The sequence below is a fragment of the Nocardia sp. CWNU-33 genome, assembly GCF_046764895.1.
Lineage (GTDB): Bacteria > Actinomycetota > Actinomycetes > Mycobacteriales > Mycobacteriaceae > Nocardia.
In genome coordinates this window covers 40,462-66,375 of record NZ_JBKOQN010000036.1, presented here as the reverse complement: position 1 = coordinate 66,375, position 25,914 = coordinate 40,462, and the positions used below count along the sequence as shown (strand labels likewise).

Below are 25,914 nucleotides of genomic sequence, written 5' to 3'. Positions count from 1 at the left end.
CCGGAGCGTCCAGCGCGGTGGGGCAGCAAGTCCTTCCGAGCCTCGAAAGAGGCAAACACCCATCAGCTACACCCCACCGCTCTGGGCATCCAGGGCACCAACCCCAGACACCTACAAACTTAGGGAAACACTCATGAACATCGACATCCCCGAAGGCAAAGATCCCATCGGCTACGTCTGGGGCGAAATGGTTCCCGGCATCGGCCTCGCTGCGTCGAACTTCTCCCTGTCGGTTTACTCGCACACCACCCTCGGCCTGCGCGAATTCGAAGCCGCACGGCTGCGTATCGCCCAGATCAACGGGTGCATCTTCTGCCTGGACTGGCGCACCGAACGCGACGGCACAAAGGTCGAAGAGGGCTTCGCCGACGCGGTGACCAACTGGCGCACCACCGATGCCTTCGACGAGCGCACCCGCCTGTCCGCCGAATATGCCGAACGCTACGCCCTCGACCACCACAACCTGGACCAAGAGTTCTGGGACCGCATGACCGCGCACTACACCCAAACCGAAATCGTGGAACTGAGCATGAGCATCGGCTCATGGCTGGCTTTCGGCCGCCTCAACCACGTCCTCGGCCTCGACGCGGTCTGCGTACTGCCTGGACACTGAGCGGTCGCATCGCATCGAATGCGCCGACGGACATCCTGTCTTGCTCGCGTATCGAGTAAGACAGGAATATGAAGCGGCACACCGAGGCGGACTGGCGAGCTGCGTACCCGAATCGGATGCTCACCTGGCCGAGCTATGGCCGGGCGCCTGCCGAGGTGATGCGGCTCGTGCTCGACGATCTCGCCGCCGCCTACGGATCGGCGCGCCGATATCTCACCGAGCAGGTCGGGCTCGGCGAGCCGGTGCTCGAGCAGCTGCGGTCGCGGCTGCTCAGCTGCAAGCAGTCGCCACATTCACAGGAACTACACGGGTGATTCTGGTGCTGTCCTCACGATGGTGCGGTTGGCTGAGGTGGTGCTGATCGGCAGCACGGGCAGGGTGTCCGAGGAGGTCAGGCCGTGCACACAGCAGTGACGACCGCCATCATTCCTCGTGAGCCGGTGTGGCTCACCGGTATCGCGGGGGAGTCGGTGAGCAGACGCGGGGGGCGGTCGATCAACGCCGATGCCGCGGCTACCTATACCGATTCGACGGTGGGACGTACTGCTTTCGCCGTAGCCGATGGTGTCGGTGATCACCTGCTCGCGGCGCGAGCGGCACGTACCGTCGCGAATATCGCAGCGCGGGTGGGTGCGCGCAGCGGGGCGGTAGCGGGAATCCTTGCAGCCCAGCAGAAATTGTTGCACGAGTTTCCGCAGGAGGGCGCCGACAGCGTGCTTGTCATCGCCGTGCTCGAGACTGATCAGCCCAAGGGTCCGTGCGACATAGCGTGGGTCGGCGACTGTCGAGCGTACCGGTGGAACGGCCGGGTGCTGCATCAGATCACGACGGATCACACTGTCGCCGAGCACTTTCGCGCCAGCGGACTACACGCCGCGCCACGGCTGAATCACCTCGTCACCACGTCGGCGCGCACCGTGCGTCCGGCGGCCGTCGGGCATACCGCCACCGGATCGAGCAGAGGCAGGCTGTTGCTGAGCACCGATGGTGTGCACAAGTGCCTGGAGATGACCGACATCAAGGCGATACTCGCCGGCGGGGCGACAGCGGGGATCGCCGCGGAAGCGTTGGTGGACAATGCTTTGCGATCCGGCGGAACCGATAATGCCACGGCATTCGTGGTGGACGCAGGCTGAGGCACCTCGCAGCCGCTACGGCGCACTGGGTGGTTCGGCCTGGTAGGCCTGGTGCAGTAGGTCCACGAACGCCGGGGCCTCGGGCAAAGCGACAGTGTCGATGCGATGTACCGCGATGCCCGGGGTCCATGAGTTCATGACCACGGCTCCGGTCAGCGTGGGCAGGTCGGCGGGCGTGATCTCCCGGTTGCGCTGGGGAATGCCCAGGCGATCGAGCTGCCTGCGCACGATGCCCATGGTGGTCCCGCCCAGCATCTCGGCGACCGGCCACACCACCGCGGTGCCGTCCCAGAAGGCCAGATTCCAGATCGAGGCCTCGCTGAGCCTGCCCTTGCGGTCGACGAAAGCCGCGTCGTTGAGGCCGTGCCCCACGGCGCTGCGCAGGAAATACGTCTTGGCGACCTCGCCGACATGTTTCACCGTGGGCAGGATCCGTTCGTACTCGACCGTCGCCAGTGTCAACGGGCCTTGCGGACCAGCAGTTGCCGGTCCGGTGCGAACCAGCACATCGGGCTCGACATCGATTCCGGTCGCGGTGAATTCGCCCGCGGGGGAGTACATCGTGGCCGTCAGCGAGACATCGGGCGGACTCGCCGCCAATGCCGTCCGCAGGTAGGACCGCACCCGATCGTCGGGTAAGGCCTGGCCGAACAATTCCACCGAGGCCACCCGCAGCCGCTCCAGATGCAGGTCGAGGCCCCGTATCCGGCTGTCGCGCACCTGCATTGCCGTGAAGTGGGCGTAGCCTGCAAAAGCGAGTGGCGCCAACTCTTCGACGGTCGCTGCTTGGCCGTTGCGCTGAACAATGAAGGCGGTCATGGATCCTCCCTGAGTAGTCGTGTCGTATACAGTCGGCAACGCGAGCATTGCTGCGCCGGGTGGGGCATTCGGGCTATTTCCTCGGCGCGCCGACGGCCGCGACCAGGCCGCCGTCGATGATGAGGTCCTGTCCATTGATGTAGGACGCTGCATCGGAAGCGAGGAAGGCGACCGCATCGGCGACATCTTCGGCGGTGCCGATGCGACCGGTGGCCACCTCGGCGACCACGGCGGCGGCCGCCGCCGCAGAGACGTTGTCGTGGAACATCGGGGTTTCGATGTAGCCGGGGCTGACGGAGTTGACCCGAATTCCCTTGGGCCCCAACTCGGCGGCGAGTGTGTGCGCCAGATTGTGCACCGCCGCTTTGGTCGCCGAGTAGAGGGAGGCGTCAGCCAGGCCACGGTGCAGCGTCCACGAGGCATTGATGACGATCGCCGCATGCTCGGGGAGCAACGGAACGGTCCGCTGGATGGTGAAGAACACGCCTTTGAAATTGATGCCGACGGCCCGATCGAATGCGGCCTCGGTGATCTCACTGTGTGGCTGGAACACGCCGACACCTGCATTGGCGAAGACCACATCCAGCCGCCCATAGCGTGCACGGATCGCGGTCGTCATGGCGTCGAGATCAGCGAGGTTCGCCACGTCGCCGCGGATCGCCAGGACGCGGTTCCCGCCGTCCAGTCCGTCGACCGCGGCGTCGAGCTTTATCTTGTCGCGCCCGGTGATGACCACCTGTGCGCCTTCGGCGAGCAACCGGCGTGCGGTGGCGAGTCCCATGCCGCTGCTGCCGCCCGTGATGAGTGCGATCTTGTTGTCGAAACGAGAGTTGCTGTGGGGCATGGCAATCAGCCTCCCCAACGATGCGCACGACAAACAGTGTGCAGTTATCCAGGGTGTGGCACCACCAGGCTGGTGATCAGGCCGGGGCGGCGAGCCGGACGTGCGTCAGGCGTTCGAGCCGAACTTCTGTCCCGGTGCCCGGGCGCGGGTTGTACAACTCCACGTGCCAGTCGGAGTGATCGGCGACGGCCAACGGCAGCATGTCGAAGATCAGGTCGCCGACCTCGGGGTGGCGTACCGCCTTCACGGCCTGGGTGGGGCCGGCCACGTCGTGGCGGGCCCACAGTTCGGCGAACTCGGGGCTGATGGAGGTGAGCTCGTCGACCACCCTGTCGAACTCCGGGTCGCCGGGAGCGCGCGCTGCTTCGGCGCGAAAGGCGGCGACGACATCGGGCGCAACCGACTCCCAGTGCAGGTGCATGGCGCGGTGCCGAGCATTGGTGAAGAAGGTGAAAAGGCAGTTGTGGTCGACGCCGTCGTAGCCGAGCGCCGTGTGCGCCGCGTCGTTGATCGCCAGCAGGTTCCAGTACCGGTCCCGCAGCACCGCGGGCCGTGGCGCCCACGCGTCGAGCAGCGCTCGCAGCTCCGGGGTGACGACGGCATCCTGCGGCCCGCCGCTCATCGGCGGGTTGAGCCCGGCCAGCACATACAGGTGCGCACGCTCGGGCTCGGTCAGCCGCAACGCACGACCGATGGCGTCGAGTACTTCGGCCGAAACCTTGATGTCGCGTCCCTGCTCGAGCCACGTGTACCAGGACACGCCGACTCCGGCCAGCATGGCGACCTCCTCGCGCCGCAGCCCCGGCGTCCGTCGCCTGCCCGCCGCCGCCATACCGACATCAGCGGGTGTGAGCCGCGCCCGGCGGGTGCGCAGGAAGTCACGGAGCTGCTCGCGGCGCCGCTGTGTTACCGGTGGCGATTCGCTGGTCATACGACCAAAGTAGCAACGACCGGTGTTCGAGATTCCGCGCCGGGACAACCGTGCCGCCGTTGCCGGCGCAGGGCAATGCGGTGATCCGAGCGTCCGCGTGCGGTCTCGAGGTCGGCAGCGTCGTGCCGAACCGCCGCGGTGATATCGACGCAAGCGGCACGCAAGAAGACGCAAGGTGGGCGCAATCAGGTCTCGGCACAGTGTGATTCATGAACGAGACATTCGATGTGGTGATCGCCGGAGCCGGGCCCGTCGGCTTGATGCTGGCCTGCGAATTGCGGCTGACCGGGGTCGATGTGCTGGTGGTCGAACGGCTGAACGAACCCGACATGACGCTCAAGGCCGGCGCTATCAATGTGCCGACGGCGCGAGCGCTCGCCCGGCGTGGCCTGCTGCCCGAGTTGGTCGAGCGGCAGGACGAGACGCTGGCGGTGGTACGGAAGTTTCAGGCGCAGCGTGGTGGCACGGTGATCGGGACGACGAGTAAGCGGCCGGGCGCCGGTCATTTCGCCGGGGTATTCCTCGATGTCGAGGATATCGACTACGACGACGAGGAATTCGCTGATCTCGGTCCCGCCGCCGCGGTGTTTCTGGTGCCGCAGCAAAGCATCGAAGCAATCCTCGCCCGGCGTGCCGAGGAACTCGGTGTGGTGATTCGCCGCGGTGTCGAGTTGACCGGCTTCACCGACGCCGCCGATGCCGTCGTCATTCAGCTCGGCGATGCCGAGGTCCGCACGGCGTGGCTGGTGGGTTGTGACGGTGGCCGCAGCCTCGTACGCAAGCTGGCGGGATTCGAATTTCCCGGCCTCGATCCCGAGATCACCGGTCATCAGGCGGTTGTGGAGATGACGGGCGCCGAAGGACTGGTGCCGGGTTGGAGCTCGACGCCTACGGGCATCTACGCCTACGGGCCGACGCCGGGTCGTTTCCTCACCGTGGAGATGGATGGGCCGCCCGCCGATCGCGACGCACCGATCACGGCGGACGAGCTGCAGGCAAGTCTGCGTGCCGTCTCCGGAGTGCCGGTCGAAATCACGGCGGTGCACTCGGCTACCCGATTCACCGACAACACTCGGCAGGTCACCGACTACCGCCAGGGCCGGGTGCTGCTGGCCGGCGATGCCGCGCACGTGCATTCCCCGTTCGGCGGCCAGGGTCTCAACCTCGGCATCGGCGATGCCGTGAACTTGGGCTGGAAGCTCGCCGCCGTTGTGCACGGCTGGGCGTCGGCAAACCTGCTGGACACCTACACCGCCGAGCGGCACCCGATCGGCGCCTGGGTGCTGGATTGGACCCGCGCGCAAGTCGCACTGATGCGGTTGGACCAGCGAAGCCGGACACTGCGCACCGTCTTCGCCGAACTATTGGCCACTACCGACGGGGCAACCACTGTCTTCAAGAACATTTCGGGCGTTCGCCACCGCTACGACCTCGGCGGCGGCCACGCACTCACCGGAGCGCCCGCCCCCGATTTCGAACTGTCCGATGGCAGCCGCGTCGAAGACCATTTCGTGGACGGCGCCGCAATCCTGCTCGACCTCGTCGACTCCGCCGAACTCCGAAACCTGGTGGCCCCCTGGTCTTCTCGAGTCCGAGTCGTCACCGCAAAACCCACCCGTTCGCGCTCGCTCGCGGCGATGCTCATCCGCCCGGACGGCTACGTGGCATGGGCCGCGGACTCGACTGAGATCGACGGACTGTCGAGCGCAGTGACTCGGTGGTTCGGCGCGCCCGAATAGTAGGTCGGCGTTGCGCTTGCGGTGCCCGGGCCCGGGCACCGCAAGCGAGCCGATCACACGTCGAGTTCTTCCTCGATACCCTTGAGGCGGTGTCGGGCCAACGCGAGGTTTGCCCGGCCTCGATCCATGGCGAGGTAGAGGAAAAGGCCCTTGGACTTGCGGCCGGTCATCGGCCGGATGATGTGGTACTGGCCCGAGAGCGTGATGAGGATGTCTTCGATACCGTCATTGAGCCCGAGCTGCTCCATGGTGCGCATCTTGGCGCGCACCACCTCGGTATTGCCCGCCGCCGCGACCTGCAGGTCCAGGGACTTGGAACTGCTGAGCATGCCGAGCGCCATGCCGCTGTTGTAGTCGACGACGGCCGCGCCGATCGCGCCGTCGATCACCATCATGTCTTTGAGCGCCAGATCCATGGTGGACATGTCTGTTCCTTTCAATCGGTGTTAGTTGTCTTTGTCGAGTTCGTTCGACGTCGCCGCCAGCTGGTCAGCGATCGTGCGGGCCACCGGGCGCGACTCCAGATGTAGCCGGCCGACATTCACCTCGGGGCCCGCCAGCACCGTCAGCGAGGTCCAACCCGCCGCGTAGATCACCACATGCCCGTCGGTCCCGCGCACCACGACCTCGTGGAAGCCACCGCCGTGCGCGGTGGTGGCCAACCGGTGCGACAGCGACAGTTGTGCGGCGGCCATCGCGGCCATCGTGTCGGGCTCTATGTGCCGCGGCAGATCGTGGGCGACGAGCAGGCCGTCGTTGGATGCCACCAGCGAGCCGGTCAGCCGCGGGACGCGATCGCGTAGCGCTTGCAGTTGCGCGAGCACCACCGCATTCGGTTCGGGTCCTGGCATCGCCACCTTGGTCAACCTTCCCATCAGTTCGCCGAGTAGTTTCTTGCGCGCGGTCACGTCCGCTCCGCAGGACACGGCTCGGACTCCGGCAGCAACGCCAGGGTTTCCAACATCCCGGTGTGCCTTTCCTTCTCGAGCCGATGTGGTTGGACCGCGAGCTCAACGCTCATGACCGTCAGCTGCAATTCGGTGAGAATGCCCTGGAGTTGAAATCGCGCCATCCCGAGATTTCCGGTGTCGTCGTCGAATAGCACGTGCACGAAGAGTTGACCATCGAAGTCGCCGTTCACCAGATTCAACAGGTGATATCCCCGGGTGCCGCACACTATGAGCTCGGTGATGGCGTTGTCACGGCCGGTGGCGAGCGCCGGGCAGTCGAGTACCGCTCGGACCACGTCGGTGGTGGCCGCGGCGTCCTCGTGCTCGTCCACCAGAGCGTGCCTGCCGCTTGCGGCGATCGCCAGGCCGCTCGCGCCGTCCACGAGCGTCACGCTGCGCGCACCGGGAATGTTCATAATGCGTTGCACACAGCCGTCGATTCCGATCACGCGCCCCTGGCCTGTCCTGTGAGGGTTTCAGGATTTCAGACGGTACACACCGTCACGAGTGATGTACAGAAAATGTCAGGAGAATTCCGATCGGGCGAGCATTTCCCCCGGAAATGGCACAAGAATACCTCTCGGTATCAATACCTTTCGGTACCCTGCCCGATGAAAGATGTCGAATACCATTCGGTATCAATACCTTTCGGTTTCCGTCACCACGAGTAGCCGAATATCGTTCGGTACTGATAATTTCGATACGTAATCCCGCTACTGACGTCGGCGGCCACGCGTCGATGATCATTGCCGAGTCGGTGGCGTTTGCCGGTCGGGTAGCCCGCGGCACCGATCCGGAATCCGGCGCGGCAGCGGCTACGATGTCGGCGCGGCGTGCAGCGCAGGCAGGAGGGTGTCGGCTATGGCGTCCAGCTGATTGCGTGCGTCGAGGGAGCCGATGCGCAGCACCACGTGTGTCGCACCGGCCGCGAAGTAGCGCCCGAGCCACTCTACGCATTGATCGGCGGGCCCGCCGAAATATGCTTGGATCGTGGACATTTCGTCCAGCGACCGTCGATAGTACTGGTGGACGTAACGGTCGAGCTCGGCGCGGGCCACTGCGGTGTTGTCGTTGATATTGATCGTGGCATAGAAACCTGCGGTGACCGGGCGGGTGGTCAGCTCTCGAATCGTGTCCCAGGCGCGGGCGTAGGCCGCCGGATTCGGCAGGAACGGCAGCCAGCCATCATAGAGTCGGGCGACACGCTGTAGGACCCGTGGCGTGTCGCCACCTGCGAGCCAGAGCGGTGGCCCGGTGATGTCGTGGGCAGGCAGCGCGCGCGACAGGTCGTCGAGATGCCAGTAGCGGCCGTCGAACCGGCCGCCGCCCGACCAACTCTGCCGCCAGATGGCCACTGTCTCGTCCAGCCGGCCGACCCGCTGTGCGAAAGGCGCTCCGACGGACTCGAATTCGGCCGCGCTCTCCGGCATCGGGAAACCGGCGCCGAGCCCAAGGACCAGTCGGCCGGCACTGAGCTGATCGACGGTGGCCGCAGTGTGTGCACCGAGCAGCGGGTGGCGCAGCGTCGCGGTGTAGGCGGCCGTGCCCAACCACACCCGCGACGTGCTCGCCGCGACGGCGCCGAGCACCGTGAGCGGTTCGGCCCTCGTACGCGCCAACGGCGAATCGCCCACCCACACCGAGTCGAACCCGGCATGTTCGGCCGCCCGCGCGAAATCCACCAACCCGGCCGCATCATGCCGGCCGGTCATCGCCGTCTCCCGGCTCGGCAGCAGCACACCGATTTTTGTCATGCCGACCAGCCTTGTCCGCTGGTGGATCTGGGGCAATTACGTCGAAGGTAAAGAGTGCTCGCGTCACCGCGATCGAATTCGCCGCCGGGTGCGCGCCGGCTCGGTGCGGTCGCCGAGGGTTGCGATCACCGCGACGCAAAACATGGCGGTGGTGGACAAGTTTGACGATCGTCATACCTATGGCGGTGAGCAACGGTAGAAAAGTCTTCGCGTTGGGTGTCGAAGTGGACGGCGAGGGCTACCACCCGGCCGCATGGCGCCGAGCCACGCACGAACCCGATCGGTTCCTGACCGGCCGCACGGTGCAGGCGCGCGTGGCAGCGGCCGAAAATGCCGGCTTCACGCTGGCGACCTTCGACGATTCGATCCTGGCGCCGAGCGATCAACCCGCGGGGCGGATCGATGCCGTGACCCGTGCCTCTTTCGTTGCGGCGACGACCAGCACCCTGGGCCTTGTTCCCGCGGTGGCGACCACGTATGCGGAGCCGTTCCACACATCCTCGCAACTGGCCACTCTCGACTACACCTCGCGCGGTCGCGGCGGCTGGATCGCGACGACGATCGCCGACCCCGCCGCGGCGGCGACCTGGGGCCGACCGGCACGCACCGCCGAGGCGGAACTTGCTCAGGAACACCGTGATTCGATCGAGGTCGCGCGCCGCCTGTGGGATTCCTGGGAAGACGACGCGGTCGTTCGCGACTATGCGACAGGCAAATTCCTCGACCGCGACAAGCTGCATTACGTCGACTTCGTCGGCGAGAGCTTCTCGGTGAAGGGCCCCGCGATCGTGCCACGCCCGCCGCAGGGCCAAGTGGTTGTCTTCTCCGAGGGCGCCGCTGAACCCGGGCAAGCGGATGTAGCACTGGTGTCGGGTGTGGATCTCGCCCAGACCCTGGCGGCCGCCGATCGAGCTCATGAGTCCGGTGCGCTGGTTTTCGTGGAACTCGATGTCGCCCTCGACCTTCCGCTGGTGTCTGCGGCGGAGCGGCTCGCCGATCTGGACCGCTACGCGACCGCGAAACATGCTGCTCGCCTAGGGTTCTCGGGCAAATCGAAGGATCTGGTCGCGCTGCTGACCGAACTCGCCCACCACGTCGACGGCGTGCGCCTGCACCTGGCGGTCATCGATGAGGACCTGCCGGTGCTCGCGCACTATGTTTTGCCCGCTCTGTTCCGATCCGGCCTGGCCCACCGTCCCGTGCCTGGTTCGACACTGCGTGCCAACCTCGGACTTGCCCGGCCGGACAATCGATACGCGAAGGATCAGCACTGATGACCGACGTTCCGTTCCCCGACGCACAGGTGCATTTCGGCGTCTTCTTCCAGGGCGTCAACCACTCCACCATCTGGTCGGACCCCACCAGCGGGTCCCAGATCGACTTCGAGACCTTCCGACGCACCATCACCACCGCCGAACGGGGACTCTTCGACGCCTTCTTCCTGGGCGAAGGTCTGCGCCTGCGCGAGCAGAACGGCAAGATCCTCGACCTGGACATCGCGGGCCGTCCCGACGCGATTGCCCAACTCGCGGCGCTGGCCGCAATCACCAGCCACATCGGGCTGGTCGCCACGCAGAACACCACCTACAACGAACCGGCGGACCTCTCGCGCCGCCTGTCCGGACTGGATCTGCTTTCGGGTGGACGCGCAGGCTGGAATGCAGTCACCACCGACAATGCCTGGACGGGCGAGAACTTCCGGCGCGGCGGATACCTCGACCACGCTCAGCGCTACGAGCGCGCGGGCGAATTCATCCGGATCGCCCGCGAACTGTGGGATGCCTGGTCGGACAACGCTATTGCGACCGGACGTGATGGCACCGCCTGGCTGGAGCCTGGCGCGGTGCGCACCGTGGCACGCGACAACGAACACTTCCAGGTCTCGATCACCCCGACACTGCCGCGCTCCGCGCAGGGGCATCCGGTCATCTTCCAGGCCGGCGATTCACCCGCCGGTCGCGAGTTCGCCGCCGCGCACGCCGATGTCATCTTCTCCAGGCACGGAACGCATTTCGATGCCGCGCTCGCGTTCGCCGACGACATCCGGGCCAGGCTGCGCACCGTCGGACGCCCCGACGACGACATCAAGATCCTGCCCGGCACCCAGATCGTATTGGCGGAGCGGGAATCCGAGGTCGAAGAGAAGGCCCGCTGGGTGCTGGAGAGCCAGTTCACCGGCCAGACCGCGCTGTCACTGGTCGGACAGGTGTGGGGCCGCGACCTCTCCGATCGCGATCCGGACGGTCCGCTGCCCGCGGAGGACCCGGTGTCGACCGTGATCTCGGGAGCCCGTGGCGCACAGCGCGACGGCCAGGACCCGGTGGCGATTGCCAGGCAGTGGCGGGCACTGGCCGAGGCGAAGAACCTGTCGCTGCGGCAGGTGGCAATCGAAACCTCGCAGCGATCCGGATTCCAGGGCACGCCCGGCCAGGTTGCCGACGAACTCACTCGCTGGGTCCGGTACGGCGCAACCCACGGCTTCAATATCTCGCCCTACCTGGTGCCGACCGGCCTCGACGAGATCGTCGACTGGCTGGTTCCCGAACTCCAGGAACGTGGTTCCTACCGCACCGGATACACCGGAACGACACTCCGCCATCACCTCGGCCTCCGCCCACCGCTGACCAGGCGCTGAGCGCGCCGGATTCGACTCGGGCCGCGCGGGTGGTGTGCGGTGAGCGTTGTTCGAGAGCCGCGGCGCCTCGGCTCGCTGCCGATTTGACCTCAACCTTCGTTGACGTTTGATGCTCTGTGTATGACCCCAACAGTTAGTCCGCTTCAGCTCGCCGTCATCGTCGGAAGCACCCGCTCCGGGCGATTCGGCCCGACCGTCGCCAAGTGGTTCGTCGAACTCGCCGCACAGCGCCAGGACCTCTCCATCGACCTCATCGACCTCGCGGACATACAGCTGCCGCCGCACATGTCCGACGACCCGGGTGAGCATGGCGCGCAGGCTCTGGCGGAGACGGGTGCCCGCCTCGCGAACGCGGACGCGTTCGTCGTGGTGACACCGGAGTACAACCATAGCTATCCCGCGCCGCTGAAGAACGCGATCGATTGGCATTTCACCCAGTGGCAGGCGAAACCGATCGGATTTGTGTCCTATGGAGGCATTTCGGGCGGTTTACGTGCTGTCGAACACCTGAAGCAGGTCTTTACGGAGCTGCACGCGGTCACTGTGCGTGACACCGTCAGCTTCCACGGCGCCGCACAGCAATTCGATGCTCTGGGCCTGCCGATCGAGCCCGCACCGAGCAAGGCCGCCGCTACCAAGCTGCTCGACCAACTTGTCTGGTTCGGCGAAGCCCTCCGATCGGCCAGGTCCGAGCAGCCCTATGTCGCTTGACCCGCGACGTTCGATTCAGTAGTCCTCGAGGGTGATGGCGTTGGCAGCGTGGTTGAGCGGCTTCATGATCGGGCGCAGTGCGAGGTCCTGCCACGGCAGGTAGCGCAGCATCCGCATCATGGTGGTCTGCATCCGAATGGCGCTCTTGCTGCCCGCCACCATCTGGCCGGCGTTGTTCCAGCCGAGGGTGAGGTTCAGCTCGACATAGTCGCGCATCTTTTCCTGGTATCTCGGGAAAGCGACGTTGTGGTCGCCTCCGGCCGAGTTCAGTTCCCCCGCAAGGACATACGCGCCGACCACGGCAAGGCTGGTGCCCTGGCCGGACAATGGCGACGGGCTGTAGGCAGCGTCGCCGACCAAGGCAACGCGCCGCAGCGACCACTGGTCGAGGCGGACCTGGCTGACCGAGTCGAAATAGAAGTCCGGGGAGTGGGGCATCGCCTGCAGCAGCGTCGCGGTCTCCCATCCGCCGTCGGCGAACGTATCGGTGACCAGGCGCTGCTGTCCGGCGATATCCCGGCGGTCGGGCAGGGTTTTCGGTGTCGGAAAGACGAACTGGGCCTTCGCGGCGGACTGCTGGGTGCTGTAGACCTGCACTACTCTGCCCGGCGTGGGATAGATGAGCTCCCAGCGGTCCAGATCGAGGTGATTGGGCACGCTGAATACGCACGCGTGCATCCCGGTGTGGCGGACGAACTCGGTTTCGAGCCCGAACACCTGGCGCCGCACGGTCGAATGCAATCCGTCGGCACCGACAACCAGATCGAACACTCGCGTCGGGGCATGCTCGAAACTCACGTGCACCCCGTGCGGCACCTGGGCGATATCGATGATCGAGTCCCCGAACAGATACTCGACCCCACTCTTGCTCGCGTCGAACATGATTCGGGCGAGATCATCGCGCAGTACTTCCTCGTCACCGGGGGCGCGCATGCCGATCAGATCGGGGCCGAGTGTCGCGAGCGTCTTGCCCGACCTGTTCACCCACGCGCCGCCGCGCATCTGGGTGCTCGCTTTCCGGATCTCGGATCGCAGCCTCATCCGCTCGATGACATTCATTGCGACGCCACGCAGGTCGACCTTGTAGCCGCCCTCCCGAAGGGCAGGAGCTTGTTCGACGACGGTGACGGTAAACCCGTATCGGTGTAGCCAGTAGGCGAGGGCCGGGCCTGCGACGCCGGCGCCGGAGATCAAGACGGTCTTATTGGCGAAGCGCTGTGTCCTTGTCATATGGCAAGCGTCGGTGTCGGCGGTCACCGAACGCTCACCCTCTGCCGACCGTCACGCACCCGCCAGTTGCAGCACCTCATGACGGGCTAGAGCGCTGCCGCGCTGCCGGGCATCGAGGTACTGCTTCGGCCCGAGCAGCCGCTCGGCTTCGGCGACAACCCGCGCGACATCGCGGTCGCCCGACGGTGGCGCACCGCGCAGGGCAGCTCCGGCGCCGAGCAGCAGGGCTGCGCGCTCAGCGTCGCCTGCCAGCAGACAAGTGTCGGCCAAGCCCTCCACCGCGCCCGCGGCGACGGGCAGGTTGCCGCTGGCCATGGCGGCGGCGAGACCGACCAGGTGTGCCGACCTGGCCTGCGCCACGTCGCCGTGCGCCGCGGCGACCCAACCCGATCCGATGAGGATCCGCGCCCGCGTCTCCTGCGCGCTGAACGAGATGTGCTCGCTCAGTTCGAGCGCCAGCGCGTACTCCCGGGCCGCCAGCGCGGAGTTGCCTTCGATCCGAGCGATATCGCCGAGTCCTCTGCGCGCGTTGGCGCGCATGCTCGGACATCCGACTGTGCGTGAAAGCTCCTCGGCACGTTGGTAATCCGAGCGAGCCGCGTCGAATGCGCCGCATCGGACCCTGGCATCTGCCCGGCGGTTGAGCAGGTCTGCGGTGTCCTCGACCGTGCCGAGCTGTTCGACCAGCGCGATGGCCTCATCCATCAACTCCACCGAGCGCGCAGGTTCGCCGCGACAGTCGGCGATCGCTGCCAGCTTGTCCAGCGCGGTCGCGATCGCCCACCGGTCGCCGAGCGGGCGGAAACCGTCCAGCGCGGACGTGAATTCGCGCTCCGCCGCCGACGGCTGTCCGGCGAAGATGAGTTCGAGCCCCTGTCCGACGCGCAGGAACGCCTGCGACCACCGATCGGCACCGAAGAGGGTGCGCTGTTGTTCGGCGGGCATGTCGATTTTGCCGCCGCCGATCATCAAGAGCAGCAAGAGATATGGTCGTTGCAACGGCCGGTCCTGGTTCGCGATCGCGGTCGCGGCGTGCGCGAGGTGGTAGCCGGGATCGCCGTGATCTTGGGCGGCGGTCGCGACGCACAGGGCGTATTCCTCAGCAGGAGTGTCGGAACCGAGCCGGTCCAACAATTGGGTGGCCAGCGGCGCGGACTCGGCGCGCAGCCCGCGCAACCACCAGAACCATGATGACGCCGCGATGAGTCGTACAGCCAACTTCGCGTCGCCGGGGTCCGGCGGCGCATCGAGGTCGGAGACGGTTGCGCCCGCGCCGACGGCCCAGCGTAGGGCGGCGAGCAGATTGGCATGCTCGGCGGCGAGCCGGGCCAGGAATTCGAGTTGCTCGGGCCCGCGCAGCCGGAGGTCTGCGTGTTCGACCAATGCTACGAAGTACTCGGCGTGACGCCGGTTCAGCTGTGCTGTCTCACCGGCTTCGGCGAGCCGCTCTGCACAGAACTCGCGCACCGTCGCCAGCATGCGGTATCGGCCTGCGTCGACGTCGACCAAGGACTTGTCCACGAGACTCGCCAGCAGATCGTCGGCGTTCGATGAGCCGCACACGCGCTCGGCGTCGGTCAGTGTGGCGCCACCCGCGAATACCGTGAACCGCCGTGCGAGCGCTTGTTCGTCGACGTCGAGCATGCCCCAGCTCCACTGGACCACGGCGCGCAGTGTCCGGTGTCGCGGTGCGGCTGTCCGGCTGCCGCGTGACAGCAGCCGGAATCGTTGGGCCAGACGGGTTTCGATCTCTTCGAGAGTGAGCGTGCGCAGCCTGGCGGCAGCCAGTTCGATCGCCAGCGGCAGACCGTCGAGGTCCGCGCAGATCCGCCGAACCGGCCCGATGGTACCCGCGTCCACGATGAACCCTGGCCGCGTCGCTGCCGCGCGGTCGGCGAACAGCCGCACTGCGGGAGCGCCCGATGCCTCAGCAAGCTCCACATCTGGTGTAGGCACGGCCAATTGCCCAACTGGGAACAAGGTTTCACCGGTGATATTCAGTGCTTCACGGCTGGTGGCCAGAATTCGGAGGCCGGGACAGGCCGCGAGTAGCCGATGAGCGAGCGCAGCGACGACGTCGATCACCTGCTCGCAGTTGTCCAGGATGATCAGCTGCGCACGGTCGGCGAGTGCGTCGAGGAGTCGGGATTCAGCGTCTGCCGGGCCGGAAGCCGCAGGCAGCAGCCCTGTTTCGCGCACCCCGAATGCCCCGGCGATGGCCCGTACCACCTGCGCACCGTCAACCGACGGCGACAGATCGATAAAGCACACCTCGCCACGCGCGCGGGCACCGACCTCGACGGCGAGGCGGATCTTACCGGTGCCGCCCGGACCGCTGAGGGTCACCAGTCGTTCCTGCGAGAGCAGGGCCGTCACTTCGCGGAGCTCACGGTCGCGACCGACGAAGCTGGTGAGCTGGGCGGGCATGTGACGCGCGATCGGGGTTGCCGCAGACTCGGCCCGCAGGATGGCCAGGTGTGCCGCCGTGAGCTCCGCAGTTGGTTCGGCGCCGAACTCGTCGGCGAGCAGCTGCCTGGCCTTTGCGTACACGGCAAACGCCTCAGCCTGCCACCCGCCCGCATACAGCGCCCGCATCAGCAGTGCGACGGCTCGTTCACGCAGCGGGTCGGTGGCCAGCAACTCGGGCAACTCGGCCGCGACGGCACGGTGGTCGCCCAGCGCGAGCAGTGCCGCAGCGCGATCCTCCAGCACGGCGGCCCGTGCGTCGGCAAGGCGTGCCGCATGCGGCCGCGCGAATGGGGCGTCCACGACATCGGCGAGGGCCTCTCCGCGCCACAGGCTGAGCGCCTCGGTCAACAGCGTCGCCGCGGCGGCCGGATCCCCGGCAGCAAGCGCCCGCCGCCCGTGATCGGCCAAACAGCCGAAGCGGTGCGCGTCGACCAGCTCCGGGTCGACGGCGAGCTGATACCCCGTCGAACTGTGCTCGACGGTTGTGCCGGATGCCGTCACGTCACGCAATCCACGTCGCAGCCGCGAAACCTGCGACTGCAGAGCGTGCGCCGCGCCTCCGGGCGGTTCTTCGCCGTACAACCCGTCGATCAGCCGTTCACGCCCGACGACGTGTCCGGCATCCAGCAGCAGCAATGCCAACAGTGCGCGAACCTGCGGCCCCCCGACCACGCCCGGGCTACCGTCCTCGCGCCACACCTCGATCGGTCCCAGAATTCCGAAGAGCATCAGGCATCGCCCGAAATCGCAACTCTACCTGGGGTAACCATGCCGCAGAATATGCCAGCACCGATCTCTGCGACACCAAGCGGTGAGCCGCCGGTGAGCATGTGGTGAGCACCTCGGCCGAGGCTTGTCCCGAACCGCAATCCATCACTTCGGAAGTAGGGCTCGGGACTCGATATGTCGAATCTGCACGGTAGGACCGCACTGGTCACCGGGGCGTCGCGAGGCATCGGTCGGGCCGTCGCGATGCGATTGGCATCCGACGGCGCGAGCGTCATCGTCCACTACGACGGTAGCGAGTCGGCTGCCGCACAGACCGTGGCCGATATCGAGGCCGGCGGCGGAAAGGCGTTCGCAGTGCGCGCCGCTCTCGGCACTCCGGACGGCGTCGACACCCTGTTCGCCGGACTAGCGGCCGGACCGTTCGGCGAGCGGCTGGACATTCTGGTTATCAACGCGGGCGGTGGCGATTTTGGTGGCTCGATATCCCAGGTGGAGCCGGAGGAGTTCGATCGGCTTTTCGCGGTCAATGTGGCCGCCCCGTTCTTCATCCTCCAGCATGCGCTGTGCCTGCTCAACGACGGCGGTCGCATCGTCAATATCTTCTCGTGTGCGCCCCGCTCGGCCGCACCGTCGCAGGTGGCCTATGCGATGAGCAAGGGCGCCATCGACGTCCTCGGCAGAACCCTCGCCGTCGAACTCGGGCCGCGCGGAATCACGGTGAACACGGTCGCCCCCCGAGCAACCGAGACCGACGCCACCGCAGCCATCGTGGATGTCACCGCGACGGTGGGTCCGATGACCGCGCCCGGCCGCCCCGCGGACATCGCCGATGTGGTTGCGTTCCTGGCCTCCGGCGATGCAGGCTGGATCTCGGCCGACAGCATCGACACCATACGTGTCTGAGACCCACGACGGGACATCGAATGCCTGGAAGCGGCTGATGGGCAGGAGTAACGTTATCCGTCCACTCTCCGAGCGGGAGGCTTTCGTGCACGAAATGGCGATCACGCAGAGTGTCATCGCTGCCGTGTGTGGACACGCGGCGGGACGGAAGGTGCACAGTGTCACCGTTGTGGTCGGTACGCTCTGTGCGGTGGTTCCGGACGCGATGCAGTTCTGCTTCGAGCTAGCCGCCGAAGGCACGGTCGCGGAAGGGGCACGGCTCGAGATCGAGCAGGTACCGGGCCGGGCGAGCTGCCGGTCCTGCGGCGCGGACTTCGCGCTGACCGACCTGATCGTGTTGTGTCACTGCGGAAGTGCCGACGTCGATGTGATTTCCGGGCGGGAACTGCGAATCCGGTCGATGGAAGTGAGCGAAGAATGTGCGCAACCTGCGGATGTGGTAACGACTCAACAGCCATGATCACCGTCCCGCACGATCACGATCATCACCACGATCATGGCGATGGTCACGATCACCACCATGATCACGGCGCTGATCATGTGCACCTGCCGGTGACCGAAACGATCACCCTCGAGCAGAAGATCCTGGCGAAGAACGACCTGCTGGCTCGCCATAATCGTGAATGGCTCGAACAGCGAAATATCGTGGCGTTCAACATGACCAGCTCGCCGGGCGCGGGCAAGACAACACTTCTTGAGCGCACCATCAGAGAGCTCGGCGAGGTACCGATCGCCGTCATCGAGGGCGATCAGGAGACCCTGTTGGATGCCGAGCGCATCAAGGCGACCGGCTGCGCGGTGGTGCAGATCAATACCGGCGCCGGTTGCCATCTGGACGCCGACATGCTGCGGCGCGCATTTGATGCCCTGTCGCCTGCACCGGGCACTCTGTTGTTCATCGAGAATGTCGGCAACCTGGTGTGCCCTGCGCTGTTCGATCTGGGTGAGCGCAGCAAGGTCGTCGTCATCTCGGTGACCGAGGGGACCGACAAGCCACTCAAGTACCCACATATGTTCGCGGCCGCAGGGCTTGTCATTGTCAACAAGACCGATCTGCTGCCCTATGTGGATTTCGATCTGGATAAATGTCGCGAATATGCCCGTTCGATCAATCCGGGCGTCGAAATGCTGCCGATGTCGGTGACCACCGGCGACGGCGTGGCGCGCTGGTACGACTGGCTTGCGAAGGAACGCGGTGCGGCCAGTCTTGATCATGTTGTCGAGCGAGCCTAAACTCTTGTGATCAGGGTCACATAGCGGTGACGTTCTTCAAAATGGGCGAGACCGTCACCCGGTGTCCGGACTTCGGAAGGTGGCGTTTGTGCCAACTCAGGAAGCAGTCCGAGCCGAAGAAACGCTGATCCATGTCTTATGGATCAACGCCGGCCTAGGTTGTGACGGTGACTCGGTGGCTCTAACTGCGGCCACTCAGCCGAGCATCGAAGAGATTGCACTGGGGGCGCTCCCCGGCTTGCCGAAGATCGCGGTTCATTGGCCGCTCATCGATTTCGAATGCGGACCGACGGGCGGTGCCGACGACTTCCTCGAATGGTTCTTCAAAGCGGATCGCGGTGAATTGGAACCGTTCGTGCTGGTCGTGGAAGGGTCGATTCCGAACGAGCAATTGCACGAAGAAGGCTATTGGTGCGGGTTCGGCAATAACCCCGACACCGGTCAGCCGATGACGACCAGTGAATGGCTCGACCGCCTCGCACCCAAAGCGACCGCTGTTGTCGCGGTCGGCACCTGTGCCACCTACGGCGGCATCCATGCGATGGCAGGCAACCCGACCGGCGCCATGGGCGTGCCGGACTACCTCGGCTGGACCTGGAAGAGCAAGGCGGATATCCCGATCGTCTGCGTTCCCGGTTGCCCGATTCAGCCGGACAACCTATCGGAGACACTGACGTACCTGCTGTACATGGCAACCGGCCAGGCGCCGATGATCCCGCTCGACGAAGCGTTGCGGCCGAAGTGGCTGTTCGGCGCTACCGTGCACGAGGGCTGTGACCGGGCGGGCTACTACGAGCAGGGTGACTTCGCCACGGAATACGGTTCGCCGAAATGTATTGTGAAACTGGGATGTTGGGGCCCGGTAGTCAAATGCAATGTGCCCAAACGCGGTTGGATCAACGGCGTCGGTGGCTGCCCGAATGTGGGTGGCATCTGCATCGGCTGCACTATGCCCGGATTCCCCGACAAGTTCATGCCGTTCATGGACGAGCCGCCGGGCGGAAAACTCTCCTCCTCCGCATCAGGCCTCTACGGGTCGGTGATTCGCAGCCTGCGTCACATCACCGGCAACACACTCGACAAAGAACCCCGCTGGCGCCACAAGGGTAAGAAGCTGGAATCCGGCGCGTCGCGCACCTGGTAGGAGAATCTTCGATGACACAGATTATCCCGGAGCCGTCGCACCGAAAGATCGATCCCGACAGTCTCGTCGAAATGGCGTGGGATCCGATCACTCGAATCGTCGGCAGCCTAGGTATCTACACCAAAATAGATTTCGAGAATCGTGAGGTGGTCGAGTGCCACAGCACCTCGTCCATCTTCCGCGGATACTCGATCTTCATGCGCGGCAAGGATCCTCGTGACGCGCACTTCATCACCAGCCGCATCTGCGGAATCTGCGGCGACAATCACGCCACTTGCTCTTGCTATTGCCAGAACATGGCGTACGGAGTGAAGCCGCCGAACCTGGGAGAGTGGATCGTCAATCTGGGCGAGGCCGCCGAGTACATGTTCGATCACAATATCTTTCAGGAGAACCTCGTCGGCGTGGACTTCTGCGAAAAGATGGTCGCCGAAACCAATCCCGGCGTGCTGGCGATGGCGGAGAAAACGCTGTCACCGCATTCCAACGAACACGGCTATCGGACCATCGCCGACATCATGCGGGCTCTCAACCCGTTCACCGGCGAGTTCTATCGCGAGGCACTTCAGGTCAGCCGCTACACCCGCGAGATGTTCTGCCTGATGGAGGGCAGGCATGTGCATCCGTCGACGCTGTATCCCGGCGGTGTCGGCACGGTCGCGACGATTCAGCTGATGACCGACTACATGTCTCGGCTGATGCGCTACGTCGAGTTCATGAAGAAGGTCGTGCCGATGCACGACGATCTGTTCGACTTCTTCTACGAGGCACTGCCCGGCTACGACCAAGTGGGCCTGCGTCGCACTCTGCTCGGCTGCTGGGGTTCGTTCCAGGATCCCGAGGTCTGCAACTTCGCCTACAAGGACATGGAGGCGTGGGGCCGCAAGATGTTCGTCAGCCCGGGCATCGTGGTCGACGGCAAGCTGATCACCACCTCCTTGGTCGACATCAACCTCGGCATCCGAATCCTCTTGGGCAGTTCGTATTACGAGGACTGGACCGATCAGGAGATGTTCGTGAAAACCGACCCGCTCGGCAATCCGATCGATCGTCGCCACCCGTGGAACCAGCACACCAATCCCAAGCCGCAGAAGCGCGACATGGACGACAAGTACAGCTGGGTGATGTCACCTCGTTGGTTCGACGGCACCGACCATCTCGCACTCGACACCGGCGGCGGGCCGCTGGCCCGGCTGTGGGTGACGGCGCTGGCCGGTCTTGTCGACAACGGCTATGTGAAGTCGACGGGGCACAGTGTGCAGATCAACCTGCCGAAGACCGCGCTCAAAGGCCCGGTGACCTTCGAATGGAAGATCCCCGCCTACGGCAGCAACACCATCGAACGCAACCGCGCCCGCACCTACTTCCAGGCCTACGCGGCGGCGAGCGCGCTGCACTTCGCCGAGAAGGCTTTGGCGGAGATTCGCGCGGGCCGCACCAAGACCTGGGAGAAGTTCGAGGTGCCCGACGAGGGTATCGGCTGTGGCTTCACCGAGGCCGTGCGTGGCGTGCTGTCGCACCACATGGTCATCCGGGACGGCAAGATCGCGAACTACCATCCGTATCCGCCGACGCCGTGGAATGCCAACCCCCGCGACAGCTTCGGCACGCCCGGCCCCTATGAGGACGCGGTGCAGGGTCAACCGATTTTCGAGGAGAACGATCGGGAGCATTTCAAGGGCATCGACATCATGCGTACCGTGCGCAGTTTCGATCCGTGCCTGCCATGCGGCGTGCACATGTATCTCGGCAACGGAAAGACGCTGGAGAAGCTGCACTCCCCGACACAAACGCTCACCGCTGAGTGAGCCGAACCGGGCGACGCGACAGGAGACGACAGTGGACGATCGCCCGGGGCAACGGCACGTCGCTGCGGCGGACGAACCAGAGCAGGCGGAATCGGGTCGCTGGCGAGATGCGGGCGAGCGCATCGAATCCCTGCTGGAAGCGAGCGCCGTCGGCGGCACGGCGGCGCGCGAACGCGCCGAGCAATTGGTGCGTGAGGTCGCGGATCTGTACGGCGCCGCGTTGGCACGCGTATTACAGCTGGTCGACGGCCCCGCCGTCGACCGGCTGGCGCGTGACGACCTGGTGGCCAGCCTGCTGCTCGTGCACGGCCTGCATCCGCATGACCTGCACACGCGAGTGCTGACGGCGTTGGACAGTGTGCGGCCCTACCTCGGGTCGCACGGCGGAGATGTGGAGTTGCTCGGTGTCGCCGACGGGGTGGTGCGGCTCGAATTCGCGGGCAGCTGCCGTACCTGCCCGTCGTCGTCGGTGACGCTCGAGCTGGCGGTGGAGGACGCGGTGCGCGCGGCCGCACCGGAGATCGAACGCATCGAAGTGGTTGCCGCACAACAGGAGTCGGCGTCGAGCTTGATCTCGGCCGACTCGTTGTTCGCCCGGGTGCATGCGCACGAATCCCAGTCGGGCAGTTGGATCGCCGTGCCAGAGCTTGCGCAGTTGCAGCCGGGCGAGGTCGGTGGGTTCTCCGTCGGCGGCCTGCCGATCTTGGCCTGCCGGGTCGGTGAGGGTCTGTTCGCCTACCGGGACCAGTGTCCGGCGTGTGGGAAATCGCTGGCGGGCGCGGCATTGCAGCGCCGGGTCGGATTCCCGGTCGGCGACGCGGTGCTGCGGTGCCCGACCTGCCTTGCCCATTTCGATGTCGTGCACGCCGGCGCCCGAGTCGACGGTGACGGGCACCTCGATCCGCTGCCCGTGCTGGTGCGCTCCGGTGAGCTGTCGGTAGCGGTGCCGGTGGGGGTGCACGGGTGACGACACCGTTCCATGTCCTACAGCGCATCACCGCCGACCGGAGACCGGCGGTACGTGCGGGCGAGCGGTGTGAAATGTGCGCCGAGCCGATTGCCGATGTCCATCAGCACGTGGTGGATATCGAAGGTAGGCAATTGATGTGCGTCTGCCGAGGCTGCTACCTGCTGTTCACAGCTGAGAACGCCGCCCTGCGGTACCGGGCGGTGCCGAATCGCTATCTGTTCTTCCCCGACTTCACCATCAGCCAGGGTGAGTGGGACGCGCTCGAGATCCCGGTGGGCCTGGCGTTCTTCTTCCGCAACTCCGCGCTCGCCAAGACCGTCGCGTTCTATCCGGGTCCGGCGGGAGCGACGGAATCGGAACTGCCGCTGGAGCAGTGGCGTTCGGTGCTGGAGCGACATCCGGAACTCGACGTGCTCGCCGCCGATGTCGAGGCATTGCTGATTCGCGTGCCCGAGCGCGGCACCACCGACGCTGTATGCCTGCTGCTGCCGATCGATGCGTGCTACGAATTCGTCGGCCGGATGCGGATGCTGTGGCGCGGTTTCGATGGCGGTCAGGATGTTCGCCGCTATATGGACGAATTCTTCACCGAGATGTCGGCCCGTGCACGGCCGGGTGGTGTGCGATGAGCCCCGTCTACTCGACCACCTTCGCCGTTCTCGGGATCAAGCCGGAGCCCTACGCGGTGGCGCCGATCCTGTCCGCGCGCGTCGGCATCGCGGCGCTCGGCGAAGACCCGGTGCATGCGATCGCACTGCGAGCGCAGGTGCGCATCGAGCCGTACCGCCGTACCTATACCGACGAGGAGAGCGCAGGTCTGGCCGACCTGTTCGGTCCGCGTGAGCGGTGGCAGGACACGCAGCGCTCGTTTCTCTGGATGCATTGCGCCACCATGATTCCCGGATTCAATGGCGGCACCGAGGTAGACCTGCCGATGCCGTGCACTTACGACTTCGAGGTGACAGGGTCCAAGTATCTGCACGCGCTGCGCGGTGGCACCGTGCCGTTGATCTTCCTGTTCAGCGGCACCGTTTTCTTCAAGGGGCAGACCGGTTTCGCCATCCAGCAGATTCCATGGGACCGCGAGGACAAGTTCGATATGCCGGTTTCGGTCTGGCACGACCTCGTGGCCGCGCACTTCCCGAACTCCGGCTGGGTGCGCTTGAGCAGGGACACCCTCGATGCGCTCGCCACGTACAAGTCCGGCCACGGCATGCTCGGCTTCGACGACGCGGTCACGCACCTGCTGGCTTCCTCGACCGAGGAGATCCCATGAGCGCCGCCATATCTCCCGGCGCAGCGCGGGCCCGTGCGGTCGCCGATGCTGTGCTCTACGAGGGCTATCTGCTCTACCCCTACCGGGCGAATTCCAGCAAGAACCAATCCCGTTGGCAGTTCGGTGTGCTGGGGCCCGAAGGCGCGGCGCAGGAAGGTCTCGGCGAGGAGTCGAGCCTGTCGGCGCAATGTCTGCTCACCGCGGGCGACGCGGCATTGATCACGCTGACCGTCCGCTTTCTGCAGTTGCAACACCGCCTCGTGGTGGATGCCGACGGTCACTCGGTCGACGAACTCGTGGTCGGCGCGCGATCCTGGATCACGTGGGACGAAGCCGTCGAGCGTGAACTGACCTTCGGCCCACTTCCGGCCACCGATACGACACAGCCGGTGCACATTCCCGGTGGCTTCGATGTGGAGGAGATCGTCGACGCCGAGGGCCGGGCGGGGGGCCGATTGGTACGCACCCGTCTGCCGGTGGAAGGCCGGCTGGCGATGTCGGTGCAGCGCGATGAGGGCTACCTGCGCCTCACGGTCGAGGTCCGGAATGTCGGCCCGGCCGCAACTGATAAGGACGATGCCATCGCGCGCTCACTGATCGGGGCGCACGTCATCGCCGAAGTCGATGGCGCGCGGTTCATTTCGCTACTCGAACCGCCCTCGGACGCGACCGACGCCATCGCGCGCTGCCACCAGCACCGCTGCTTTCCGGTGCTGGCGGGCCCGCCCGATGACGACAGCCTGCTGTTGATCTCCCCGATCATTCTCTACGACCACCCCGAGATCGCCGAGCAGAGCGAGGGACCGCTGTTCGATTCGACCGAGATCGACGAGATCCTCACCTTGCGTGTGATGACGATGACCGACGAAGAGAAAGCGCAGGCCCGCGCCACCGATGCGCGCGCGGCCCAGATCATCGATCGCTGTGACGGCATGACTCCGGAGGCGATGCAGCTACTGCACGGTGTGCTGCGAGACCCACACCTGGGGCGACCGGATCCCGGTCCACTGGACCCCATCGATTCGGGCGCTACGCTACCGCGACTGGTGCCGGAAATCCCCGAAGGCGTCGACTGGTGGGATCCATTGGCGGACAACGCCGTTGCACCGGAATCGGACGCGGTCTCGGTTCAGGGTGTTCGCGTGAGCCGAGGCAGCCTGGTCCGGCTGCATCCCGCACGGCGTGCGGACGCCCAGGATCTGTTCTTCGACGGCAAGCTCGCGCGTGTCACCTCGGTGCACGAAGACGTCGATGGTCAGGCCCATGTCGGGGTCGTCATCGCGGACGACCCAGCTGCCGACCTGCACGAATGGTATGGCCGCTATTTGTATTTCGCGCCGGAGGAAATCGAACCACTCAGCAGCCCGGAGAACGGAAAGGAAGGTCTGCCATGGAAACGGTGGGATTGATCGCGACAGGAGTGGTCGCGCTGATAGTAGTGGGCGGTCTCTACCTCGGTGTCCGGTCGATACCGGACCTCAAGCGCTATTTGAAGATTCGGCACATGTAGCCGACGGGAAGCGCACCGGGAAAGGAGCGAGCAGACGGCCAAACTACTGGTCGCCGGGATCGGCAATATCTTCTTCGGCGACGACGGATTCGGACCGGAGGTGGTGCGGCGGTTGCCGCCGCATCCCGAGAGTGCCGTGCGCGTGGTCGACTACGGAATCCGTGGCATGCACCTCGCCTACGACCTGCTCGACCAGTGGGACGCACTGGTGCTGATCGACGCCGTGCCGAATCGCGGCACTCCGGGTGCGCTCGTGGTCTTTCACACGGAGCCCGATCCGACGAGCGCGGCGCCACTCGATGCCCATGCCATGAATCCGGATGCCGTGTTCGCGGGTGTGCGAGCGCTCGGCGGGACAGTGCCGCCGACAGTCGTCGTCGGCTGTCAGGTCGAGTCCGTTGCGGAGGGGATCGGCCTGTCCGGGCCGGTCGCCGCGGCGGTGGACGCGGCGGTGGACGCCGTCGATCGGGTCGTCGCAGACCTGCTGAATACACGACAGGAGGTGTGAAC

28 protein-coding genes are annotated in these 25,914 nt (G+C 65.7%); 19 read left to right on the top strand and 9 right to left on the bottom strand.

Going from position 1 to position 25,914, the window contains the following annotated elements:
• Window positions 1–133: 133 nt before the first annotated feature.
• From ACLMAL_RS32955 to ACLMAL_RS32945, 3 genes are all read left to right on the top strand, one after another.
• On the top strand, window positions 134–613 hold the full coding sequence (locus ACLMAL_RS32955) for a carboxymuconolactone decarboxylase family protein (RefSeq protein WP_406230635.1): 480 nt from the start codon (window positions 134–136) through the stop codon (window positions 611–613).
• A 68-nt stretch (window positions 614–681) separates the two neighbouring features.
• Window positions 682–927 (top strand): tyrosine-protein phosphatase, encoded by a 246-nt coding sequence (locus ACLMAL_RS32950; RefSeq protein ID WP_412002629.1) that lies wholly within the window; start codon window positions 682–684, stop codon window positions 925–927.
• Between the two features lie 84 nt (window positions 928–1,011).
• Entirely contained in the window at window positions 1,012–1,749 is a 738-nt protein-coding gene (locus ACLMAL_RS32945; protein WP_412002628.1) for a PP2C family protein-serine/threonine phosphatase, read from the top strand.
• Window positions 1,750–1,764: 15 nt separating this feature from the next.
• Here ACLMAL_RS32945 and ACLMAL_RS32940 read toward each other — a convergent pair whose 3' ends face one another.
• The 3 genes from ACLMAL_RS32940 to ACLMAL_RS32930 all read right to left on the bottom strand — a co-directional run bounded on the left by ACLMAL_RS32940 (window position 1,765) and on the right by ACLMAL_RS32930 (window position 4,343).
• The gene (locus ACLMAL_RS32940; protein ID WP_412002627.1) at window positions 1,765–2,568 is read right to left on the bottom strand and encodes an aminotransferase class IV family protein; all 804 of its coding nucleotides are present in this window, start codon (window positions 2,566–2,568) and stop codon (window positions 1,765–1,767) included.
• A gap of 73 nt (window positions 2,569–2,641) precedes the next feature.
• Complete coding sequence (locus tag ACLMAL_RS32935) at window positions 2,642–3,412, bottom strand: glucose 1-dehydrogenase (RefSeq protein WP_412002626.1); 771 nt, start codon at window positions 3,410–3,412, stop codon at window positions 2,642–2,644.
• 76 nt (window positions 3,413–3,488) lie between these two features.
• Window positions 3,489–4,343, bottom strand: coding sequence for a helix-turn-helix transcriptional regulator (locus ACLMAL_RS32930; RefSeq protein WP_412002625.1), 855 nt, complete (start codon window positions 4,341–4,343; stop codon window positions 3,489–3,491).
• A 209-nt stretch (window positions 4,344–4,552) separates the two neighbouring features.
• Between ACLMAL_RS32930 and ACLMAL_RS32925 the strand changes: the two genes are divergently transcribed.
• On the top strand, window positions 4,553–6,082 hold the full coding sequence (locus tag ACLMAL_RS32925; RefSeq protein ID WP_412002624.1) for an FAD-dependent oxidoreductase: 1,530 nt from the start codon (window positions 4,553–4,555) through the stop codon (window positions 6,080–6,082).
• A gap of 53 nt (window positions 6,083–6,135) precedes the next feature.
• On the opposite strand, the gene ACLMAL_RS32920 is transcribed toward ACLMAL_RS32925, so the two are convergent.
• The 4 genes from ACLMAL_RS32920 to ACLMAL_RS32905 all read right to left on the bottom strand — a co-directional run bounded on the left by ACLMAL_RS32920 (window position 6,136) and on the right by ACLMAL_RS32905 (window position 8,786).
• Window positions 6,136–6,507 (bottom strand): hypothetical protein, encoded by a 372-nt coding sequence (locus tag ACLMAL_RS32920; RefSeq protein ID WP_412002623.1) that lies wholly within the window; start codon window positions 6,505–6,507, stop codon window positions 6,136–6,138.
• A gap of 21 nt (window positions 6,508–6,528) precedes the next feature.
• On the bottom strand, window positions 6,529–6,990 hold the full coding sequence (locus ACLMAL_RS32915) for a roadblock/LC7 domain-containing protein (protein WP_412002622.1): 462 nt from the start codon (window positions 6,988–6,990) through the stop codon (window positions 6,529–6,531).
• Window positions 6,987–7,460: a hypothetical protein gene (locus ACLMAL_RS32910; RefSeq protein WP_412002621.1), complete on the bottom strand. Its 474-nt coding sequence runs from the start codon at window positions 7,458–7,460 to the stop codon at window positions 6,987–6,989. Before ACLMAL_RS32910 ends, ACLMAL_RS32915 begins: the two co-directional genes overlap by 4 nt.
• A 387-nt stretch (window positions 7,461–7,847) precedes the next feature.
• Complete coding sequence (locus tag ACLMAL_RS32905) at window positions 7,848–8,786, bottom strand: LLM class flavin-dependent oxidoreductase (protein WP_412002620.1); 939 nt, start codon at window positions 8,784–8,786, stop codon at window positions 7,848–7,850.
• Here ACLMAL_RS32905 and ACLMAL_RS32900 point away from each other — a divergent pair.
• The 4 genes from ACLMAL_RS32900 (at window position 8,785) to ACLMAL_RS32885 (ending at window position 12,132) form a co-directional block, all read left to right on the top strand.
• Window positions 8,785–8,985 carry a hypothetical protein gene (locus ACLMAL_RS32900; protein ID WP_412002619.1) on the top strand — a complete coding sequence of 67 codons (201 nt, stop codon included), beginning with the start codon at window positions 8,785–8,787 and terminating at the stop codon, window positions 8,983–8,985. The two genes, ACLMAL_RS32905 and ACLMAL_RS32900, sit on opposite strands and share 2 nt — an antisense overlap.
• Window positions 8,966–10,060: an LLM class flavin-dependent oxidoreductase gene (locus ACLMAL_RS32895; protein WP_412002618.1), complete on the top strand. Its 1,095-nt coding sequence runs from the start codon at window positions 8,966–8,968 to the stop codon at window positions 10,058–10,060. Before ACLMAL_RS32900 ends, ACLMAL_RS32895 begins: the two co-directional genes overlap by 20 nt.
• Window positions 10,060–11,421, top strand: a complete 1,362-nt coding sequence (locus ACLMAL_RS32890; protein ID WP_412002617.1) for an NtaA/DmoA family FMN-dependent monooxygenase — start codon at window positions 10,060–10,062, stop codon at window positions 11,419–11,421. Before ACLMAL_RS32895 ends, ACLMAL_RS32890 begins: the two co-directional genes overlap by 1 nt.
• Window positions 11,422–11,541: 120 nt before the next feature.
• Complete coding sequence (locus ACLMAL_RS32885; RefSeq protein WP_412002616.1) at window positions 11,542–12,132, top strand: NADPH-dependent FMN reductase; 591 nt, start codon at window positions 11,542–11,544, stop codon at window positions 12,130–12,132.
• A 15-nt stretch (window positions 12,133–12,147) separates the two neighbouring features.
• Here ACLMAL_RS32885 and ACLMAL_RS32880 read toward each other — a convergent pair whose 3' ends face one another.
• Window positions 12,148–13,362 (bottom strand): FAD-dependent monooxygenase, encoded by a 1,215-nt coding sequence (locus tag ACLMAL_RS32880; RefSeq protein WP_412002615.1) that lies wholly within the window; start codon window positions 13,360–13,362, stop codon window positions 12,148–12,150.
• A 51-nt stretch (window positions 13,363–13,413) separates the two neighbouring features.
• A complete protein-coding gene (locus ACLMAL_RS32875; RefSeq protein WP_412002614.1) occupies window positions 13,414–16,560 on the bottom strand; it encodes a BTAD domain-containing putative transcriptional regulator in 3,147 nt (1,048 codons plus the stop codon).
• A 174-nt stretch (window positions 16,561–16,734) separates the two neighbouring features.
• Here ACLMAL_RS32875 and ACLMAL_RS32870 point away from each other — a divergent pair, with 174 nt between their 5' ends.
• The 11 genes from ACLMAL_RS32870 to ACLMAL_RS32820 all read left to right on the top strand — a co-directional run bounded on the left by ACLMAL_RS32870 (window position 16,735) and on the right by ACLMAL_RS32820 (window position 25,912).
• Complete coding sequence (locus ACLMAL_RS32870; protein WP_412002613.1) at window positions 16,735–17,463, top strand: SDR family oxidoreductase; 729 nt, start codon at window positions 16,735–16,737, stop codon at window positions 17,461–17,463.
• A gap of 85 nt (window positions 17,464–17,548) precedes the next feature.
• Window positions 17,549–17,923: a hydrogenase maturation nickel metallochaperone HypA gene (hypA, locus tag ACLMAL_RS32865; protein WP_412002634.1), complete on the top strand. Its 375-nt coding sequence runs from the start codon at window positions 17,549–17,551 to the stop codon at window positions 17,921–17,923.
• Entirely contained in the window at window positions 17,881–18,696 is an 816-nt protein-coding gene (gene hypB, locus ACLMAL_RS32860; RefSeq protein WP_412002612.1) for a hydrogenase nickel incorporation protein HypB, read from the top strand. Before hypA ends, hypB begins: the two co-directional genes overlap by 43 nt.
• A gap of 88 nt (window positions 18,697–18,784) precedes the next feature.
• Window positions 18,785–19,840: a hydrogenase expression protein HypE gene (locus ACLMAL_RS32855; RefSeq protein ID WP_328401933.1), complete on the top strand. Its 1,056-nt coding sequence runs from the start codon at window positions 18,785–18,787 to the stop codon at window positions 19,838–19,840.
• 11 nt (window positions 19,841–19,851) lie between these two features.
• Window positions 19,852–21,648, top strand: coding sequence for a nickel-dependent hydrogenase large subunit (locus ACLMAL_RS32850; RefSeq protein ID WP_412002611.1), 1,797 nt, complete (start codon window positions 19,852–19,854; stop codon window positions 21,646–21,648).
• Between the two features lie 121 nt (window positions 21,649–21,769).
• Window positions 21,770–22,615: a NifU family protein gene (locus ACLMAL_RS32845; RefSeq protein ID WP_412002633.1), complete on the top strand. Its 846-nt coding sequence runs from the start codon at window positions 21,770–21,772 to the stop codon at window positions 22,613–22,615.
• On the top strand, window positions 22,612–23,247 hold the full coding sequence (locus tag ACLMAL_RS32840) for a DUF5947 family protein (RefSeq protein ID WP_412002610.1): 636 nt from the start codon (window positions 22,612–22,614) through the stop codon (window positions 23,245–23,247). Before ACLMAL_RS32845 ends, ACLMAL_RS32840 begins: the two co-directional genes overlap by 4 nt.
• A complete protein-coding gene (locus ACLMAL_RS32835; protein ID WP_412002609.1) occupies window positions 23,244–23,894 on the top strand; it encodes a DUF6084 family protein in 651 nt (216 codons plus the stop codon). Before ACLMAL_RS32840 ends, ACLMAL_RS32835 begins: the two co-directional genes overlap by 4 nt.
• A gap of 8 nt (window positions 23,895–23,902) precedes the next feature.
• Window positions 23,903–25,303, top strand: coding sequence for a hypothetical protein (locus tag ACLMAL_RS32830; RefSeq protein WP_412002632.1), 1,401 nt, complete (start codon window positions 23,903–23,905; stop codon window positions 25,301–25,303).
• On the top strand, window positions 25,285–25,404 hold the full coding sequence (locus ACLMAL_RS32825) for a DUF6893 family small protein (RefSeq protein WP_406230613.1): 120 nt from the start codon (window positions 25,285–25,287) through the stop codon (window positions 25,402–25,404). Before ACLMAL_RS32830 ends, ACLMAL_RS32825 begins: the two co-directional genes overlap by 19 nt.
• Before the next feature lie 46 nt (window positions 25,405–25,450).
• Complete coding sequence (locus ACLMAL_RS32820) at window positions 25,451–25,912, top strand: hydrogenase maturation protease (RefSeq protein ID WP_412002631.1); 462 nt, start codon at window positions 25,451–25,453, stop codon at window positions 25,910–25,912.
• The last annotated feature ends 2 nt before the right edge of the window (window positions 25,913–25,914 follow it).

What these genes read in the sequence shown, in the direction of transcription:
- ACLMAL_RS32850 (WP_412002611.1), top strand. Translation starts at nt 19,852, where the DNA reads ATGACACAGATTATCCCGGAGCCGTCGCACCGAAAGATCGATCCCGAC.
- ACLMAL_RS32925 (WP_412002624.1), top strand. Translation starts at nt 4,553, where the DNA reads ATGAACGAGACATTCGATGTGGTGATCGCCGGAGCCGGGCCCGTCGGC.
- ACLMAL_RS32900 (WP_412002619.1), top strand. Translation starts at nt 8,785, where the DNA reads ATGCCGACCAGCCTTGTCCGCTGGTGGATCTGGGGCAATTACGTCGAA.
- ACLMAL_RS32890 (WP_412002617.1), top strand. Translation starts at nt 10,060, where the DNA reads ATGACCGACGTTCCGTTCCCCGACGCACAGGTGCATTTCGGCGTCTTC.
- ACLMAL_RS32895 (WP_412002618.1), top strand. Translation starts at nt 8,966, where the DNA reads ATGGCGGTGAGCAACGGTAGAAAAGTCTTCGCGTTGGGTGTCGAAGTG.
- ACLMAL_RS32880 (WP_412002615.1), bottom strand. Translation starts at nt 13,362, where the DNA reads ATGACAAGGACACAGCGCTTCGCCAATAAGACCGTCTTGATCTCCGGC.
- ACLMAL_RS32935 (WP_412002626.1), bottom strand. Translation starts at nt 3,412, where the DNA reads ATGCCCCACAGCAACTCTCGTTTCGACAACAAGATCGCACTCATCACG.
- ACLMAL_RS32920 (WP_412002623.1), bottom strand. Translation starts at nt 6,507, where the DNA reads ATGTCCACCATGGATCTGGCGCTCAAAGACATGATGGTGATCGACGGC.
- ACLMAL_RS32885 (WP_412002616.1), top strand. Translation starts at nt 11,542, where the DNA reads ATGACCCCAACAGTTAGTCCGCTTCAGCTCGCCGTCATCGTCGGAAGC.
- hypB (WP_412002612.1), top strand. Translation starts at nt 17,881, where the DNA reads ATGTGCGCAACCTGCGGATGTGGTAACGACTCAACAGCCATGATCACC.
- ACLMAL_RS32835 (WP_412002609.1), top strand. Translation starts at nt 23,244, where the DNA reads ATGAGCCCCGTCTACTCGACCACCTTCGCCGTTCTCGGGATCAAGCCG.
- ACLMAL_RS32875 (WP_412002614.1), bottom strand. Translation starts at nt 16,560, where the DNA reads ATGCTCTTCGGAATTCTGGGACCGATCGAGGTGTGGCGCGAGGACGGT.
- ACLMAL_RS32825 (WP_406230613.1), top strand. Translation starts at nt 25,285, where the DNA reads ATGGAAACGGTGGGATTGATCGCGACAGGAGTGGTCGCGCTGATAGTA.
- ACLMAL_RS32930 (WP_412002625.1), bottom strand. Translation starts at nt 4,343, where the DNA reads ATGACCAGCGAATCGCCACCGGTAACACAGCGGCGCCGCGAGCAGCTC.
- ACLMAL_RS32955 (WP_406230635.1), top strand. Translation starts at nt 134, where the DNA reads ATGAACATCGACATCCCCGAAGGCAAAGATCCCATCGGCTACGTCTGG.
- ACLMAL_RS32940 (WP_412002627.1), bottom strand. Translation starts at nt 2,568, where the DNA reads ATGACCGCCTTCATTGTTCAGCGCAACGGCCAAGCAGCGACCGTCGAA.
- ACLMAL_RS32905 (WP_412002620.1), bottom strand. Translation starts at nt 8,786, where the DNA reads ATGACAAAAATCGGTGTGCTGCTGCCGAGCCGGGAGACGGCGATGACC.
- ACLMAL_RS32950 (WP_412002629.1), top strand. Translation starts at nt 682, where the DNA reads ATGAAGCGGCACACCGAGGCGGACTGGCGAGCTGCGTACCCGAATCGG.
- ACLMAL_RS32870 (WP_412002613.1), top strand. Translation starts at nt 16,735, where the DNA reads ATGTCGAATCTGCACGGTAGGACCGCACTGGTCACCGGGGCGTCGCGA.